General features: G+C 52.2%; 13 protein-coding genes and 1 pseudogene. 11 read left to right on the top strand and 3 right to left on the bottom strand.

Features of this window, described 5'->3' with window-relative positions:
- Positions 1 to 15: 15 nt before the first annotated feature.
- The 4 genes and pseudogenes from K3T82_RS04760 (at position 16) to K3T82_RS04750 (ending at position 3,610) form a co-directional block, all read left to right on the top strand.
- Complete coding sequence (locus tag K3T82_RS04760; protein ID WP_220192336.1) at positions 16 to 1,995, top strand: branched-chain amino acid ABC transporter permease; 1,980 nt, start codon at positions 16 to 18, stop codon at positions 1,993 to 1,995.
- A gap of 15 nt (positions 1,996 to 2,010) precedes the next feature.
- Positions 2,011 to 2,616: pseudogene (locus K3T82_RS04755) on the top strand (ABC transporter ATP-binding protein); the annotation flags it as partial.
- Between the two features lie 6 nt (positions 2,617 to 2,622).
- Positions 2,623 to 2,901, top strand: a complete 279-nt coding sequence (locus K3T82_RS50860) for an ABC transporter ATP-binding protein C-terminal domain-containing protein (RefSeq protein WP_476630036.1) — start codon at positions 2,623 to 2,625, stop codon at positions 2,899 to 2,901.
- Between the two features lies 1 nt (position 2,902).
- Positions 2,903 to 3,610, top strand: a complete 708-nt coding sequence (locus K3T82_RS04750) for an ABC transporter ATP-binding protein (RefSeq protein WP_220192334.1) — start codon at positions 2,903 to 2,905, stop codon at positions 3,608 to 3,610.
- Positions 3,611 to 3,679: 69 nt separating this feature from the next.
- Here K3T82_RS04750 and K3T82_RS04745 read toward each other — a convergent pair whose 3' ends face one another.
- Both K3T82_RS04745 and K3T82_RS04740 read right to left on the bottom strand, forming a co-directional pair.
- Positions 3,680 to 3,850, bottom strand: coding sequence for a hypothetical protein (locus tag K3T82_RS04745; protein WP_220192333.1), 171 nt, complete (start codon positions 3,848 to 3,850; stop codon positions 3,680 to 3,682).
- Between the two features lie 70 nt (positions 3,851 to 3,920).
- The gene (locus K3T82_RS04740; RefSeq protein ID WP_220192332.1) at positions 3,921 to 5,252 is read right to left on the bottom strand and encodes a hypothetical protein; all 1,332 of its coding nucleotides are present in this window, start codon (positions 5,250 to 5,252) and stop codon (positions 3,921 to 3,923) included.
- A 181-nt stretch (positions 5,253 to 5,433) separates the two neighbouring features.
- Here K3T82_RS04740 and K3T82_RS04735 point away from each other — a divergent pair, with 181 nt between their 5' ends.
- Both K3T82_RS04735 and K3T82_RS04730 read left to right on the top strand, forming a co-directional pair.
- Positions 5,434 to 7,101: an ATP-binding protein gene (locus tag K3T82_RS04735; RefSeq protein ID WP_220192331.1), complete on the top strand. Its 1,668-nt coding sequence runs from the start codon at positions 5,434 to 5,436 to the stop codon at positions 7,099 to 7,101.
- A gap of 4 nt (positions 7,102 to 7,105) precedes the next feature.
- Positions 7,106 to 7,810: a response regulator transcription factor gene (locus K3T82_RS04730; protein ID WP_220192330.1), complete on the top strand. Its 705-nt coding sequence runs from the start codon at positions 7,106 to 7,108 to the stop codon at positions 7,808 to 7,810.
- A gap of 61 nt (positions 7,811 to 7,871) precedes the next feature.
- Here K3T82_RS04730 and K3T82_RS04725 read toward each other — a convergent pair whose 3' ends face one another.
- Complete coding sequence (locus K3T82_RS04725; protein ID WP_220192329.1) at positions 7,872 to 9,908, bottom strand: APC family permease; 2,037 nt, start codon at positions 9,906 to 9,908, stop codon at positions 7,872 to 7,874.
- A 580-nt stretch (positions 9,909 to 10,488) separates the two neighbouring features.
- Between K3T82_RS04725 and K3T82_RS04720 the strand changes: the two genes are divergently transcribed.
- The 5 genes from K3T82_RS04720 (at position 10,489) to kdpC (ending at position 15,738) form a co-directional block, all read left to right on the top strand.
- Positions 10,489 to 10,920: a response regulator gene (locus K3T82_RS04720; protein ID WP_220192328.1), complete on the top strand. Its 432-nt coding sequence runs from the start codon at positions 10,489 to 10,491 to the stop codon at positions 10,918 to 10,920.
- A 195-nt stretch (positions 10,921 to 11,115) separates the two neighbouring features.
- Positions 11,116 to 11,211, top strand: a complete 96-nt coding sequence (locus tag K3T82_RS04715) for a potassium-transporting ATPase subunit F (RefSeq protein WP_220192327.1) — start codon at positions 11,116 to 11,118, stop codon at positions 11,209 to 11,211.
- A 28-nt stretch (positions 11,212 to 11,239) separates the two neighbouring features.
- Positions 11,240 to 12,973, top strand: coding sequence for a potassium-transporting ATPase subunit KdpA (gene kdpA, locus K3T82_RS04710; protein ID WP_220192326.1), 1,734 nt, complete (start codon positions 11,240 to 11,242; stop codon positions 12,971 to 12,973).
- A 6-nt stretch (positions 12,974 to 12,979) separates the two neighbouring features.
- Positions 12,980 to 15,118, top strand: coding sequence for a potassium-transporting ATPase subunit KdpB (kdpB, locus tag K3T82_RS04705; protein ID WP_220195062.1), 2,139 nt, complete (start codon positions 12,980 to 12,982; stop codon positions 15,116 to 15,118).
- Between the two features lie 35 nt (positions 15,119 to 15,153).
- The gene (kdpC, locus tag K3T82_RS04700; RefSeq protein WP_420799290.1) at positions 15,154 to 15,738 is read left to right on the top strand and encodes a potassium-transporting ATPase subunit KdpC; all 585 of its coding nucleotides are present in this window, start codon (positions 15,154 to 15,156) and stop codon (positions 15,736 to 15,738) included.
- Positions 15,739 to 15,749 lie beyond the last annotated feature (11 nt).

Below are 15,749 nucleotides of genomic sequence, written 5' to 3'. Positions count from 1 at the left end.
ATGCGAGGTGAGGTTATGTCGTCTGTTCGTACGCTTCTTCCTCCACCTGATACGCGTAAAGTTATCATCAAGTGGGTTGTAGCGCTTCTCTTGCCGCTGTGTGTGTTTACGTTTGTCTGGAGTGGCGAGGGAATTGTCAATAACGTCTTTCTCGGTTATCTGGGTGCTGAGACTTCAACTACATTTACCTGGACAACACTGATTGAAGCCACGATCTTTGTAGCCGCGCTCTATATGGTGATTATTGCCTTAGCGGGTTACTTAACCGCAGCGGATAGTGGACGTCGCGGTTGGATTGAGACATGGGTCGATATCGTCGCTCAGGTCGTCGTACCCTTGCTACTGGTCCAATTGATGGGCCTGATTATGGGCTTGGCGGCAAGCATTATTGTCTGGGGCGCGTATAGTTTTGGGCGCAGCCGCGTGCGTAAGATGCTCAATTATACGCCTCCGCCGCCGCTCGCGAGCCTTGATACACTGACTGAAGAGGCCCGTGCTCAGCGAGTGCAGCAGGCAACCGCCGCTGGTTTCTGGTTCGCGACGATCTTTGCGGTAATCTCACTGGTCGCAGACATCATCTATTATGTGGCAGGCCTGGTCTCTAATACGTTGCTCATCTGGATTGTGGCACGCACGATTATACTTCCTATTGCGGGCTACTTCCTGGGCCAGCTTGGTGGTCGCACTGCTATGCGTCGTGCGCTCAAAGCCAAAGAGAATGGTGCAAACGGAAATGGTGTTGCCAAGAGCAAAGAGCGCCAACTAGCTTCGCTTTCACTCGCTCGCGCGAAAGAGAAGATTCGCGAGATTGTCCCAACGGATCAGCCGCTCCTAGGCCCTGGCGCGCAGCGCTTTTATATGATCCTGGTTGTGGCTTTTGCTGTCTTCTACCCGGTGATCGATCCGCTCCTGTTTGGGTATGGTACCGATGGCCGCCTGGCTGCTTATGGTGATGCTGGCTATTACGTTATCCTGGCTCTCGGTCTCAACATTGTGGTAGGTTTCGCTGGCCTGCTGGACCTGGGATATGTGGCCTTCTTCGCGATTGGTTCATATGTCTGGGGTCTCTTTGGCTCGTCTCAGTTTCAATTGCTGACAGGCATTACAGTACAGCCGACGATCTGGGGCTGGCTCTTCTGGCCAATGGTGATTGTGGCTGCTCTGATTGCGGCCCTCTGGGGTATCATCCTGGGTGCGCCAACACTGCGTCTCCGAGGTGACTATCTGGCGATTGTCACACTAGGCTTTGGTGAAATCATTCCGGTCATCTTCAGGGAGTTGGACAAGTATACCAATGGTATCAATGGTATCGTCGGTGTTTATTCGCCTGCTCTTCCCGGCGTCAACTGGAACTCGATTACTACGATTCCGTACTACTATCTGATCCTGGCCTTGATTGTGCTCTGCGTCTTCGCGAACATACGCCTGCGTGATTCACGCCTGGGGCGCGCCTGGATCGCGATTCGTGAGGATGAGATCGCGGCATCTTCGTCTGGTATCAACCTCGTGAATACGAAGCTGCTGGCCTTTGGCGCGGGTGCGTTCTTCTCCGGTATTGCTGGTGTATACCATGCGGCCAAGTTGGGTACCGTCTCGCCTGACAATTTTAACTTCAGCGACTCGATCATCTATCTGGCAATGGTCGTCATTGGTGGCCTTGGTAGTATTCCAGGTGTGATTGTGGGCGCTATTGCCGTCTATGCAATCAACCTGCAAATTCTGGGTCAGTTGGATACCCTGGCGGCATCTCCCGATAATATCCTTCACGTCTTCCGCTCGATTCCTAACTTTGCCTTTAATAACGTTCGTGGTATGATCTTCGGCATCATTCTGGTGGCGATTGTGATCTTCCGCCCAGAGGGCTTGATCCCAAGTGCGCGACGGAAGCGCGAGCTACACCATGAGGAACAGAAGATTCCCGAGGCCGACGAGGGCGATGCCCTTGAGGAGCCTCCTGGAGCGCCTGACTTCGAGGAAAGTGTTCGTGTTGAATAAGCGAGTCGCAGGAGAATGAGTATGAGTGAAATGCAAGCAGAGCGCGTCGAAGGTACCCCTTCTGAGCCTGTGACAGCTGAGCCCTTGCTGGAACTGAGCCAGGTGACCAAGTCCTTTGGTGGCTTGACGGCTGTCGGCGATGTTGACCTGATTATCCGACCCAAAGAGATTATCAGTATCATTGGTCCTAACGGCGCGGGCAAAACCACGGTTTTTAACTTGATTACTGGTATCTATCGCCCGACGAAAGGCGAGATACGCCTGGAGGGAAAATCAACTGTAGGGTTGAATCCAGACCAGGTGCTCACTCGTGGTATCGCGCGTACCTTTCAGAACATTCGCCTCTTCAACAATATGACTGTTCTGGAGAATGTGCTGGTTGGTCAGCATACGCAGTTGAAGGCGGGTGTGCTGGGCTCACTGTTTCGAACTCCTCGGGTACGCCATGAAGAAGAAGCGGCCCGTGAGCGCGCGGTAGAGCTTCTGAGCTTTTTCGGTCAGTCCCTTGTAGATCGCCAGGATGAATATGTGATCAACCTCTCGTATGCCGAGCGCAGGCGTGTAGAAATCGCACGCGCACTGGCTGCAAAGCCCAAGCTGCTCTTGTTGGATGAGCCAACGGCTGGTATGAACGAGGCTGAGACGTTGGAGGCGGTCGGCTATATCCGCCGCCTACGCGATGAGCTGGGCCTAACGATCTTGCTGATCGAACATAAGCTTGCAGTCACGATGGGTATGTCGGATCGCATCGCTGTGCTTGATTATGGGCGCAAGATCGCGGAGGGCCTGCCTGAGGAGGTTCGCCGTAACAAGATGGTTATCGCGGCCTACCTGGGGCAGTCCGCCGAGGAACCAGAGCAATCAGCCGAGATGCAGGAACAGACGGAAGATCACGAGGTCAAATAGTATGTTAAAACTCTCAAATGTGAACACGTATTATGGCCCCAGTCATGTGCTTCAGGATGTGTCGCTGGAGGTCAACGAGGGCGAGATTGTGTGCTTGCTGGGAGCTAATGCTGCTGGTAAGACCACAACCATGAAGACGATCTTCGGTCTGGTACGCTCCCGCAGTGGTTCAATCTCTTTTGATGACAAGGCGATTGAAAAGCGCTTGACAGGCGATATCGTAGCCTCTGGTTTGGCCCTGGTGCCAGAGGCGCGGCGCATTTTTCCACGCATGTCGGTAATGGAGAATCTGGAGATGGGGGCGTATACTCGCAAGAGTCGCGCTGAACTCAGCCATGACTTGGAGCATGTGTGTGATATCTTTCCACGCCTCAAAGAGCGCTTGAAGCAGCAAGCTGGTACCATGTCTGGTGGTGAACAACAAATGCTGGCGATGGCGCGCGCTTTGATGTCGCATCCTCGTATGATTTGCATGGATGAGCCATCGATGGGGCTCTCACCTATTATGGTCGAGACGGTCTTCAATACCGTTGTCCGTATTCGTAAAGAAGGTGTGACGGTCTTCCTGGTGGAGCAGAATGCCTCAATGGCATTGAAGCTTGCCGACCGTGGTTATGTGTTGCAGACTGGCAAGATCGTGTTGAGTGATACTGCCAGCAACCTGCTAACAAACGACCTGGTACGTCAGGCGTATCTGGGCGGTGCCTAGAACGCGAGGCGGGTGAAGTGGAAATGCCGGGGGCATCAGCTCCCGGCATTCTTTTTATGCTTCTGGAGATTAGTGGCGCGCGTCGAGCTTGCGATTCAGTTCTTCGATGCGTGCTTGAATCTCTTCCAGGGTGCGTACACCAAGCTCTTCCATCTCTTCGCGTAAGCTTTCGAGGTGTTCGAGTAGCTCCATATCATCATATTCTTCTTCGATGCTGTGATCGTGCGATTGCTTCGTCATGGTCTCTCCTTTGAAATTCTTATAGTCCGAATGGCGGGTTTGAGAAACTGTTCGGGAACCTTTCCTCTTTTTAGAATAGGAACGAGGTGTTAGGGTCCTGGTAGGTCCAACCTGGCTGGCTTATCTTTCCGCAATCAATCAGAGTTGGCGTACTTTGAGATGTGCCATCCGTGTTGAGCGCCACTGTGTATAGTCCTTCGCCCGACGTTAGCGCTTTTCCTTGCCAGTAGAGGCGTTGCTGGGTCAGGAAGATCACGTGGGTGCTATCCGGAGACCAGGGGCTATTGGCTAGAGGTTGTAGAAGCGCTTTGCTATCGGCGGGTAAAGAGAATGCCAAGTGCTGTTGCGGTGAGCCAGATGTCTTGCTAAGTAAGATGCTAACCCGCTGGTGCGCTATATCGACAAGCTTCAAGTTTTGAGTTCCATTGAGGAGCAACAGATGCCCATCAGGAGACCAGGAAGGGGCACTATCAATATCTGCTTGAAAAGTGAAAGTCTGCCCTGTCTTAAGTGTGTAAATCGCGAAGCTTTCGTTGGTAGTGTATAAAATAGCATTGCCATCAGGGCTCCAGGCGAACTGAGTGCAGGCACAGGTCAACAGAGGTTTCTCACTGCCCTGTAGTGTACGCTGGATAAGCTGCACCTGTTGCGTCTTCTGAGATGTGAGCTCTACCGCGTAGAGAAGGGTTGCATCCTGGTGTCCAGGCTGCCAGAGTACACGTTCCAGCGCGGCAGGCAAGGGGTGACCTGTGAGTGGTTGATGTGAGAGAAAGCGTTGATTGGTGCCAGTAATGCTTGCTGTGAAGAGTCCCTCAGGCGAGTTCCCCGCGACGATGTCATTTGTATAGCCAAAAGAAGGTAGCGAGTAGCTGGCGGGGAAGGTTTTCGCGGCGATGCCGCCGGGCTGGTCGTTTTGCGTTATCCACCATGAGGCATCACCGGGCTGGGGAGCTGCTGGTAGCGCTGTCTGGCGTATAAGCAGGCGATTCCCAGTAGCATTCCAGATGGGATTACTATTGCGTGCGTTAGGGTTTGAGAAGGCAACCTCAATGGGAGTCCCTCCATCGACTCCTATCGTGCTGACGGCACTGGGAATATCCCCAATTAATCCGCTTGGTAGCTGCCCTGAGATGCGGTGGGCATCAGCCGAACGCGCAAAATCTGAGTCCATCGTGCGAAATGCCACGATCTGATGATTTGGTGACCAGGTATATCCTACGACTGGGATAGCTTGCTTCACGATAGCGAGCTTGTTTGCGCCATCGGGATCAGCAGTCCAGAGTTGTCCATCTTTTATATAGCCAAGGATCTTTGTCCCATCATGTCCTGCCTGACAGGCGGTAAGAAGTAAGCTGGCTATGAGTAGTAGGAGTACCAGTAACGCCAGGCGTTGTCGTTTCATGCTTGCAGTATATGCGTCTGCTCGCAGATGGTCAAGAGTCGATCTAAAAGTGGTCTAGAAAGGGTTCCGTGCGGGATCTTTTCTAGACCACTTTTGTAAGAGTTCCTCTCTTTTTCTCAAAGTGTGATATGCTCTTGATTGGTAGCTTATCGCACTAATATGCTTGATGCAGATTGTAACTATGAAAGTAGTAGAACAACTTCTGTTCCTAAAAGCAAATAAAGGACAGAAGGCCCAACTTTATATTCTTGATTTATGTATCGGGACACTTTGTGCCTTGATCGCGACCGCTCTCATCTTCCTGTTGAGGCTCTATCCAGCGATTCCAAACGTCTCGTTCATTTACCTGCTGCTTGTGCTCATTCTGGCGAGCACCAGAGGATTGTACGCCGCGATAGTTGCGTCGTTAGCAGCCTTTCTCTCCTTCGACTATTTTCTTGTGCCCCCACTCTACACGTTTACCGTGGGCAAGTCGGAGGAGTGGTTAGCGTTGCTCATTTTTCTCATTACCGCGGTTTTCACAGGGCAACTGGCGGCTGCCTTGAGACAGCGAGCAGAGCAGGCGACACTACGTGAGAGCGAGACACGCGCTTTGTACGAACTGGTACGTACGACGACAAATGAGGATGGAATCGAACGCCAGCTCCAGATTGTTGCTCAATCAGTTGTGCGAGAGTTCGCTTCAGGGGGGGTACTGGATTGTACGTTACTCTTGCCAGATGAGAGAGGGCAACTGAGGGTGCTGGCTGATGGTAAGCAGACAGAAGGAGGGCCCATCCAGCTCTCACCTGATGAGCAGGCTACGGCGGCAACTGCCATGCGTGAGGGGAAGGTCATTGATTTGTATAGTGATGTGTTAGCCACAGCACGCAATTTGTCTCGCTATTGGTATCGCCGTGGGATGGGTGCCGTGCGCAGTGGGCATGAGTATGTTCGTATGCTACCCTTGATGGTAGGACAGCGTTGCGTTGGCGTTGTGCGCCTGGCGATGGAGGAGGACCCACAGCAATTTATACTTGGTATGCGCGGTGAGCGCCTTACGCAAAGGGCTGCCTACTTCTGGACTTTTATGGATCAGGCCGCGTCGGTTATTGAACGGGCACGCTTGCGGAGTGAGAGCATGGAGGTAGAGCTCTTGCGTCGCACTGACGCTTTGCGTTCTGCTCTCCTCTCTTCAGTCTCACACGATTTGCGTACCCCTCTCGCCTCTATCAAAGCCGCTGCCAGTAGCTTGCTGCAAGAAGATGTTGTGTGGAGCGAGGAGGAGCGAATGGGGTTCGCTCAGGCCATCGAGCGGCAAGCTGACCGCCTGAATCGCCTGGTAGGGAATATACTGGATATGTCGCGTATTGAAGGGGGAGCACTTAAGCCAGAGAAGGAATGGTATCCCCTTGATGAGCTTATTCATGATGTTATTAGCCATATGCAGACTATTTTGCAGGGGCGTGAGGTGCGTACTTCGCTTCCAGAGCATCTACCACCAGTCCAACTAGATTACCTCCAAATGGATCAGGTTATTACAAATCTGTTGGAGAATGCGGTCCGTTATACCCCGGCGGGCTCACCGTTAGAAGTAAGTGTTGAGGTTGTGGAGCATAATGTCCTGGTCAGTATTGGTGACTATGGCCCAGGTATCCCGGTGGATGATCTGGAACGTATCTTTGACAAATTTTACCGTGTATTAGGGACCAGGCGAACCAGTAGCAGTACCATGGGTACAGGTCTGGGACTGGCAGTCTGTCGCGGACTTGTAGAGGCACATGGTGGGCACATCTGGGCCGAGAATCGGCAGGGGGGAGGCGCGCTCTTTCGCTTTACCTTGCCAGTAACAGCCATGGGAGAGGAATGATACTATGCATAAAAGCGGGGCACGCATTCTGGTAGTAGATGATGAAATCGAAATTGTACGTGCGTTGCAGCGAAGCCTGACGGCCCATGACTTTGAAGTATACACGGCTTCTAATGGAGAAGAGGCGCTTGATGGGGTTGCCCGCCATCGCCCAGATCTAGTTCTGCTAGACCTTGGCTTACCGGGGATGAGTGGCCTCGAGGTGTGCAAGAAAATTCGTGAGCAGTCCAATCTGCCGATAATCGTTCTCTCGGTCAAAGATACCGAGCGTGATAAGGTGCAGGCGCTCGACCTGGGCGCTGACGACTACGTCTCCAAACCCTTCGGTATGAACGAAGTGTTAGCGCGGGTACGGGTCTCACTGCGGCACACAGCCCAGGTAAAGGTCGGAACCGAACCGGTTTTTCAGGCAGGCCCATTGCGTGTTGATTTTTCGCAGCGCCTCGTTCAGGTGGATGGGCGTGACATCAAGCTCACACCGACCGAATATGATTTGCTCAAGGCTCTGATAAGCAACTCTGGTAAGATCATGACGCGCCAGATGTTGCTTGCGCAGGTATGGGGAACAGGATATGGAGCGGAGGCGCATTATCTTCATGTATATATTGGACAGTTGCGTCGTAAAATCGAGCCTGACCCGGCCCAACCACGCTTCATTCTCACTATATCTGGTGTTGGTTATCGCTTTAACAGCGAAGAGCCTGAATAACAGAAAAGGAGTAGTCCGAGCACCGTTCGGACTACTCCTTTTCTCAAAGAAAAGAAAGGGCTTACCAGCGCTTGAGAAGGTGTGCCACCTTGCCTTCAGGTGTGACCTCGTAGCGAATGCGATCCGGATTGATATCCTTGAGTCGCTCATTATTATCCGCCGCGACAATGGTGTCGTGTGGATGGAGCATCTGCCAGACGCGAGTTGCCACTTCTGGTCCACCCTGTATATAGATATATTTACGGGTGGGAAGCTTGGCTTTGAGTGCCGCACTTTCCGCTTTTCCAAAGCTGCTTCGTGCCTGCTCGTCCTCAAGGTAGGGATCAACGATTTCCATCATCCGTGGTACCTGAGTTCTAGGTTTGTGGTCGCTTAGATAGAGGAAGACGACCGGGCGATGCTGATCATTGTTATTAATTGCCGAATGGATGACTGCTTCATTCTCTTCATCGCCGGGCTTGAGAACCGCCAGGATTGAATTAGGCATCCGCTCTTCCACACGCGTCACCACAACTGGCACCACGACGCGGCCTGTAACCTTACTTGATCGTGTATGGTAGATATAAGCAATCGCCATACCCACAATTGTGATACTTCCACCAAAGAGCGTGGCGTCGCGTTTAAAGATCAGGTTTGTAACCCAGGCAATCGTAACGAGAAGGGTCGTAAGGATGCCCAGAACATAATCGATCTTAAACCACCAGCCACGGGTCTCCTTCTGCACTTCTTGCAACTGCTTTGCGGTCCCGTTGCTGGTGGGGGCTTGTATATTGTTTACAGGCTCCACATGTGAGAGCTGCAAGTCATGGGTCGAGGTAATGTCTGCTGCGCCTATCTGGTTGCTACCATTGCTCTGTGTAGCGCTTACAGCCAGATTAGCTTGGCGTTTACGGGCGGCGATGGCCTTGCGCCAGTCGCGTGTGCGTACGACATCGAGCCCCAGACAGGTCAGCGTAAACGCACCTAGCAGTCCAAAGGCGTACATATCTCCAAGCAGATTGATATTGCCGTTGACTGCGATCAGGATGGCAACCGGAATGAAAGTTGCGAGTGCGATAGAGAAGTGAGGTGTGCCGCGTAGCTTGTTGCGGCTAAGAATTACCTCGGGCAAGAAACCCATGCGCGAGAGAGCCATAAAGACGTGGTACGCGCCAATGATTGCTGTATTACTTGCGAAGACCAGGAGGGCACTGGCGCTGATAGCGACCTCAATTTGTAGAGCCAGATTACCCCAGTTGCCTGCCAATAGTGAAATGATCTGTCCTGAGGTCGCGTCATTAGCGACATATTGTGGTAATAGCAGCGTTGAGAAGAGTGTGAGCAGGGGGCTGGTCAAGCCAATTGTAATGACGACCAGGAAGAGAGCCTGTCCCGCGACCTTCTTATGTGGGCGCTTCATTACAGGCGAGAGCTGGGAGATGCTTTCCAAACCAGAGAAGGCCAGAAAGGCGTTTGCGAAGCCAGTCAATAGTGCAAGCCCTGTCAAGCTCTGATTAGCGAACATCTTCGGAAAGAGCTCAAGAAACTGCCCAAAAGAAATATGGGAGAAGACTGTAACCAGGATCGCGATATCGCTTACAAAGGCGATGATCGCCCCAACCAGACTTACTTTTGCGCTTTCGCTAATGCCTACCCAGTTGAGCATGCCCAGGAGTATGACGACCGCGACGGTGACCCACAGGATATAGGGCGTAAGCGAGGGAATGACGACATTGAGATATTGGATACCTGACAGACTACTGATTGAAGCGGTAAGGAAGTAGTCGACCAGGATGAACATGCCCCCCAGCGCCCCAAACCAGGGATTTAGTGCCTGTGCGCCTACGGTAACGACACCACCACCCTGGGGATAGCGATGGGTGACCTCTGCGTATTTGAGGGTGAGCAATACGAAGACGGTCATCGTCAGGAAGACAAAGAAGCCTGCCAATCCTTGAACAGATTTATAGAGAATACCAGGCGTGTAGTAGACCGAGGTGCCGATGTCCGCGAAGACCACTGCCCAACAGAGCAGTGGGCCGAGCATGTTTTTTGTGTTGTGCTCATCACCCTCATGGGCTACATGAGATGTTGCTGAAGCCACAGATTCCTGTGCCATGTCAAACTGTCATCCTTATTAAAGAGAATGATATAGGGAGTTGCCTCCCGATGTGAAACCAATCAGACGAATGAAAGGCTTGTTGCTTGAAAGCATTCGTCTATGTAAGGCTCTCACGCATCTATACAGTGTAACATATTATGCTGGCGCGTTACAAAAGTTCTCACCACGCTCAACAAGCCATTCAGTACGGCTGATTGATTGTTTTTCTCCTAAGAATTTTAGGACCACTGCAACTTGCATGACGCTGTAAGTTTTTCCTCTGTGTAGTATAGACGCTGAATAGAGATCGCAATCCAATACTCATAAAAGTGTAGAGATTTCCTCTCTTTTGGAGCTACGAATAGCTGCAGCGAGTTTGTCCACTCATCCAAATCTTTAGCAAATCTTGAGATCGCTCTATTTTCTCTTGACTCTCTTTTGAGTAAATACGGGCTAGTATATAAGCAGAAAACGCTGAGGTGCTAGGAAACCGACAGAGGTAAAAACTCTGCCATGTCCCCTTCCTGTTTTGAAGATCGCATTTGATCACTAGGAAGAACGCTCGGTGAGGGAAATGCAAGCCAAAAGGGATATTGAGATGCCGCAAGCACACATTTTACTAGTGGAGGACGATGCTGTTCTGCGAGGGTTGATCGCGCGCAATCTGAAAATTCGCGATCATCTGGTACAGTGTGCCTGTTCTGCCGAAGAAGCATTAGATCGCTTGCGTGAGGGAGCATTCGATCTCATCTTGCTTGATATTAATCTCCCCGAGCAAACTGGATGGGATGTGTTGAGAGTAGCTCGTCAGGAACATCTGATCGAGCCTCTCGAAGATGAAGCTGATAAGCAGGTGAAAAAGCTACCAGTTGTTATTCTGTCCGCTGTGCGGATAAGTCCTCGACGCCTGGCGGAATTTCAGCCATTGGCATATCTTCCCAAGCCGTTTCCAATGGATGCACTCGTGCGATTGGCTGCCAACGCGGCTCAAAGGCATGTCGATGGTTCACTTCTGGGGCGTCGTCAGTAAGAAGTAAGGTCTTATAAGAAAACCACCCGTTAACGTGGCTAGCGTCAGCGCGTCTGGGTTTTCCGAGAAGGAGTAAGCGAGGAACACAATGCCTGATATTGTGATTGACCTGATAGTTGTTGTGGCAACAGTGGCCTTTTTTCTGCTGTGCATCGGCTTTACCGCCGCTTGTGATCGCTTATAAGGGAGGTCGCAATGAATTCACCTGTTGAGTATATTCTGGTTGGAATTGTATCGCTAGCGCTGATTGTCTATCTTGGAATAGCTCTGCTCGCGCCTGAGAAGTTTTAATGTTTGTCTATATTGAGGTGTAATATCTATGCCTGTGACGATGAATGCGATCTTGCAGGTGCTTGTCTATGTTGTCCTTTTGTTGCTGATTACGAAGCCAATGGGACTTTACATGATGAAGGTCTTCGCTGGCGAGCGTACATGGCTCTCGCCTGTGTTAGTGCCTGTCGAGCGCCTTTTTTACAAACTCTGCGGTGTTCGCGCTGATGAAGAGCAAAAGTGGACTGGCTATACTATCTCGATGCTGCTCTTCAGTGCTGCCGGGCTGCTACTCCTGTACTTACAGCAAAGGACGCAGCAGTGGCTGCCACTCAACCCTCAAGGGATGACGGCGGTTGCTCCAAATTTGGCCTTTAATACTGCTGCTAGCTTTACGAGTAACACAAACTGGCAGGCCTACGGTGGTGAGACCACAATGAGCTATCTGACGCAGATGGCTGGCCTGGCCTTTCATAACTTTGCTTCGGCCGCAACAGGTATTGTGCTAGCCGTGGCTTTTGTTCGAGCCCTGACGCGCCGAAGTATGCAACATCTAGGTAATTTCTGGGTTGATTTGACGCGCTGTGTACTCTATGTCTTGCTGCCTATCAGCATTGTCGGAGCCCTGGTTCTGGTTTCGCAGGGTGTGGTCCAGAACTTTAATAGCTACACAGAGATAACGACGCTGGAAGGCGTCAAACAGGTGATAGCCCAGGGACCTGTTGCCTCCCAAGAGTTTATCAAAGAGTTTGGGACTAACGGTGGCGGGTTCTTTAACGCTAACTCTGCTCATCCCTTTGAGAACCCTAATGTGCTGACCAACATGATTGAGATGCTGGCTATCTTTGCTATTCCTGCTGGTCTGGTCTACATGTTTGGACGTATGGCTGGCAACACAAAGCAAGGGTGGTCAATCTGGGGCGCGATGGCAGCCCTCTTCCTGTTAGGCGTGGCCGTAGCCCTGCCAATGGAGCAGATAGGCAATCCACAGTTGACTAGTGCTGGCGCGGACCAGACCATTACCAACTACCAGGTTGGTGGAAATATGGAGGGCAAAGAGGTTCGCTTCGGAATTACACAATCATCTCTCTTTGCAGTCATTACGACGGATGCCTCCTGTGGCGCAGTCAATGGTTTCCTGGATAGCTTTACGCCGCTAGGCGGCATGATCCCACTAGGGAATATCGCACTGGGCGAGATTGTCTTTGGTGGTGTCGGTTCAGGTCTGTACGGTATGCTCATCTTCGCCATTCTAGCCGTCTTCATTGCGGGTCTTATGGTTGGTCGTACCCCTGAATACCTGGGTAAGAAAATTGAGCAAAAAGAGATGAAGATGGCTGCACTGGCGATCCTGATTCTCCCTGCTACGATTCTGGGCTTTGCGGCTATTGCCAGCGTACTACCAGTCGGTACGGCCTCAATTCTGAACCCTGGTCCACATGGACTTTCGGAGATACTGTATGCCTATACCTCTGGTACTGGTAACAACGGCTCTGCCTTTGGTGGTCTCTCGGTCAATACTGGCTTCTATAACTGGACCATTGGTTTTGCGATGCTTATTGGACGCTTCCTCTTTGTGGTGCCGGTGATGGCTTTGGCTGGCTCGCTGGTCAAGAAGAAGGTGGTTCCTGTGAATGCCGGAACATTTCCAACGACTGGACCGTTATTCGCAAGCTTGCTGGTAGGTGTGATCTTGATTGTAGGCGCTCTGACCTACTTCCCCGCCTATGCGTTGGGACCAATCGTTGAGCATCTTCAGATGCTGGCAGGCAAGGTGTTTTAATCCATGATGAATATTGATACAGATACCAAAGAGCACACAGAGGCACTTGAAACGAAGCAGTGGAAGGCACGGCGCAAAAGCTCGAACTCCATCTTCAATGGTCCGATCCTCAGCCGCGCGCTGATCGACTCATTGAAGAAGCTGGATCCGCGCTGGCAGCTCAAGAACCCGGTGATGTTCGTTGTCGAAGTCGGTAGCGTTATCACAACCATAGAATGGCTTCGCCTGCTTATCCAGGGACCCGTCAGTGAGATGTGGTTTACCCTGGGGGTGACGATCTGGCTCTGGTTTACAGTTATCTTTGCCAACTTCGCTGAAGCCGTGGCGGAGGGACGTGGTAAGGCTCAGGCCGATGCCCTACGTCGTACACGAACCAGTACTCTGGCTAAGCGGCTCAAGACGGGTAAGCGAGAGGCTGGCTTTGTCGAGGTGCAGGCCCCTGACCTGCGTAAGGGTGACCTGGTGCTGGTCGAGGCGGGCGATATCATCCCTGGCGATGGCGATGTTGTCGAGGGGGTGGCCTCGGTTGACGAGTCGGCGATTACTGGCGAGTCTGCGCCGGTCATTCGCGAGAGTGGTGGTGACCGCAGCGCAGTCACTGGCGGAACGCGCGTCCTCTCCGACTGGATTGTGGTACGCATCAGCGCCAACCCTGGCGAATCTTTCCTGGATCGTATGATTGCCCTCGTTGAGGGAGCTTCGCGCCAGAAGACACCTAACGAAATTGCGCTGAATATTCTGCTGGCTAGCCTGACCATCATCTTTATGCTGGCTGTAGTGACACTGGAACCCTTCGCCATCTATTCTGGTAGCCCGGTCGCGATTACAACGCTGATCGCCTTGCTGGTCTGTCTGATTCCAACCACGATTGGCGGTCTGCTCTCGGCGATTGGTATTGCTGGCATGGACCGTATGGTTCAGCGCAATGTGCTCGCCATGAGCGGGCGCGCGGTCGAGGCCGCGGGTGATGTTGATGTACTCTTGCTGGACAAGACGGGCACAATTACTCTGGGTAACCGCATGGCGAGTCGTTTCGTGCCCCTTGCTGGGATCAATGAGCGCGAACTGGCTGAAGCGGCCTTGCTCTCAAGCCTGGCGGACGAGACGCCCGAGGGTCGCTCAATCGTCAAGCTTGCGGAAGAGCGTTATGCCCTGGGTGAGATGAATAGCGTTGGTGCAACTTTTATTCCTTTCTCTGCCCAGACGCGTATGAGTGGTGTCGACCTGCCCTTGCCGGGCGGACGGATGCGCTCGGTTCGCAAGGGCGCGGGTGATGCTCTGAATCGTTATGCCGCTGAGAATGGTGGCGCTATCAGCGATGAGTTGACCAAGCTTGTTGAGGATATCGCGCGTGCTGGTAGCACTCCTCTAGTGGTTGCCGATAATGGCGGCCTCAATGGAAGCGCGCGCCTGCTAGGTGTCATCGAGTTGAAGGATATTGTCAAGGGCGGAATGCGTGAGCGCTTTGAGCAAATGCGCAAGATGGGTATTCGCACCGTGATGATCACGGGTGATAATCCTCTGACCGCTGCCGCCATCGCCAAAGAGGCAGGCGTCGATGATTTCCTGGCTCAGGCAACACCTGAAACCAAGATGAAGTTGATTCGCGATCAGCAGGCCGGAGGTCGCCTGGTTGCAATGACTGGTGATGGTACGAATGATGCTCCCGCTCTGGCTCAGGCCGATGTGGGTGTGGCTATGAACACGGGCACTCAGGCAGCCAAAGAAGCTGCGAACATGGTTGACCTGGATTCGAACCCAACCAAGCTGATCGAGGTTGTTGAGGTTGGCAAGCAGTTGCTGATGACGCGTGGTGCGCTGACTACTTTTAGTATCGCGAACGACGTTGCGAAGTACTTCGCTATCATTCCGGCTATGTTCTCGGTGGCATTTCCAGTGCTTAATACGCTCAATATTATGCAATTGGCAACACCACATAGCGCGATTCTTTCGGCGGTTATCTTCAATGCGATTATCATTGTACTGCTGATCCCGCTGGCTCTGCGTGGTGTGAAGTATCAGCCACTAGGCGCAGGTCCACTGTTAAGACGTAACCTGCTCATCTACGGTCTTGGCGGCTTGATCGCACCGTTCATTGGTATCAAAATTATTGATGTCATCTTAGTGTTGTTGCATCTCGCGTAGTTGCGTGTGAAGGAATACTGGACATGGCTCTCGCAATGAAGAATTACGTTCGCCCGGCAGTTGTAATTACACTACTGTTGACAATCGTGACCGGGCTTCTCTACCCTGGTCTGGTAACTGGCCTGGCGCAGTTAATCTTCCCCTATCAGGCCAATGGTAGTTTGCATACGATGAATGGACAGGTCATTGGTTCAGATCTGATTGGTCAATACTGGACCTCGCCCAATTACTTTCATGGACGCCCTTCTGCTACTCTGTCTTCGACGGATAGCACCAAGAGCGAGCCATACAACGCCGCAAATTCGTCGGCCTCCAACCTGGGGCCAACGAATAAGAACCTGACAGACGCAGTAAATGAGCGTGTAAAGGAGCTTCAAAAGGAGAATCCTGGGGTACCGGTGCCTGTGGATCTGGTAACAGCTTCGGGATCTGGCCTTGATCCTGATATCTCGGTCGCGGCTGCCCTCTTTCAGGTTCCACGCATCGCCAGGGAGCGTGGTATGAGCCAGGATCAGGTACGCCAGCTCGTGATGGCGCACGTGCAGGGACGCTTCCTTGGCTTCCTGGGCGAGGAACACATCAATGTGCTGGACCTCAATCTGGCTCTTGATGGTAAGTAGCAGGTTAGTAA

This window comes from Ktedonospora formicarum (genome assembly GCF_016587355.1).
GTDB classification, from domain to species: Bacteria; Chloroflexota; Ktedonobacteria; order Ktedonobacterales; family Ktedonobacteraceae; genus Ktedonobacter; species Ktedonobacter formicarum.
The sequence above is the reverse complement of the archived record's forward strand: the minus strand, read 5'-3'. Positions and strand labels throughout refer to the sequence as shown.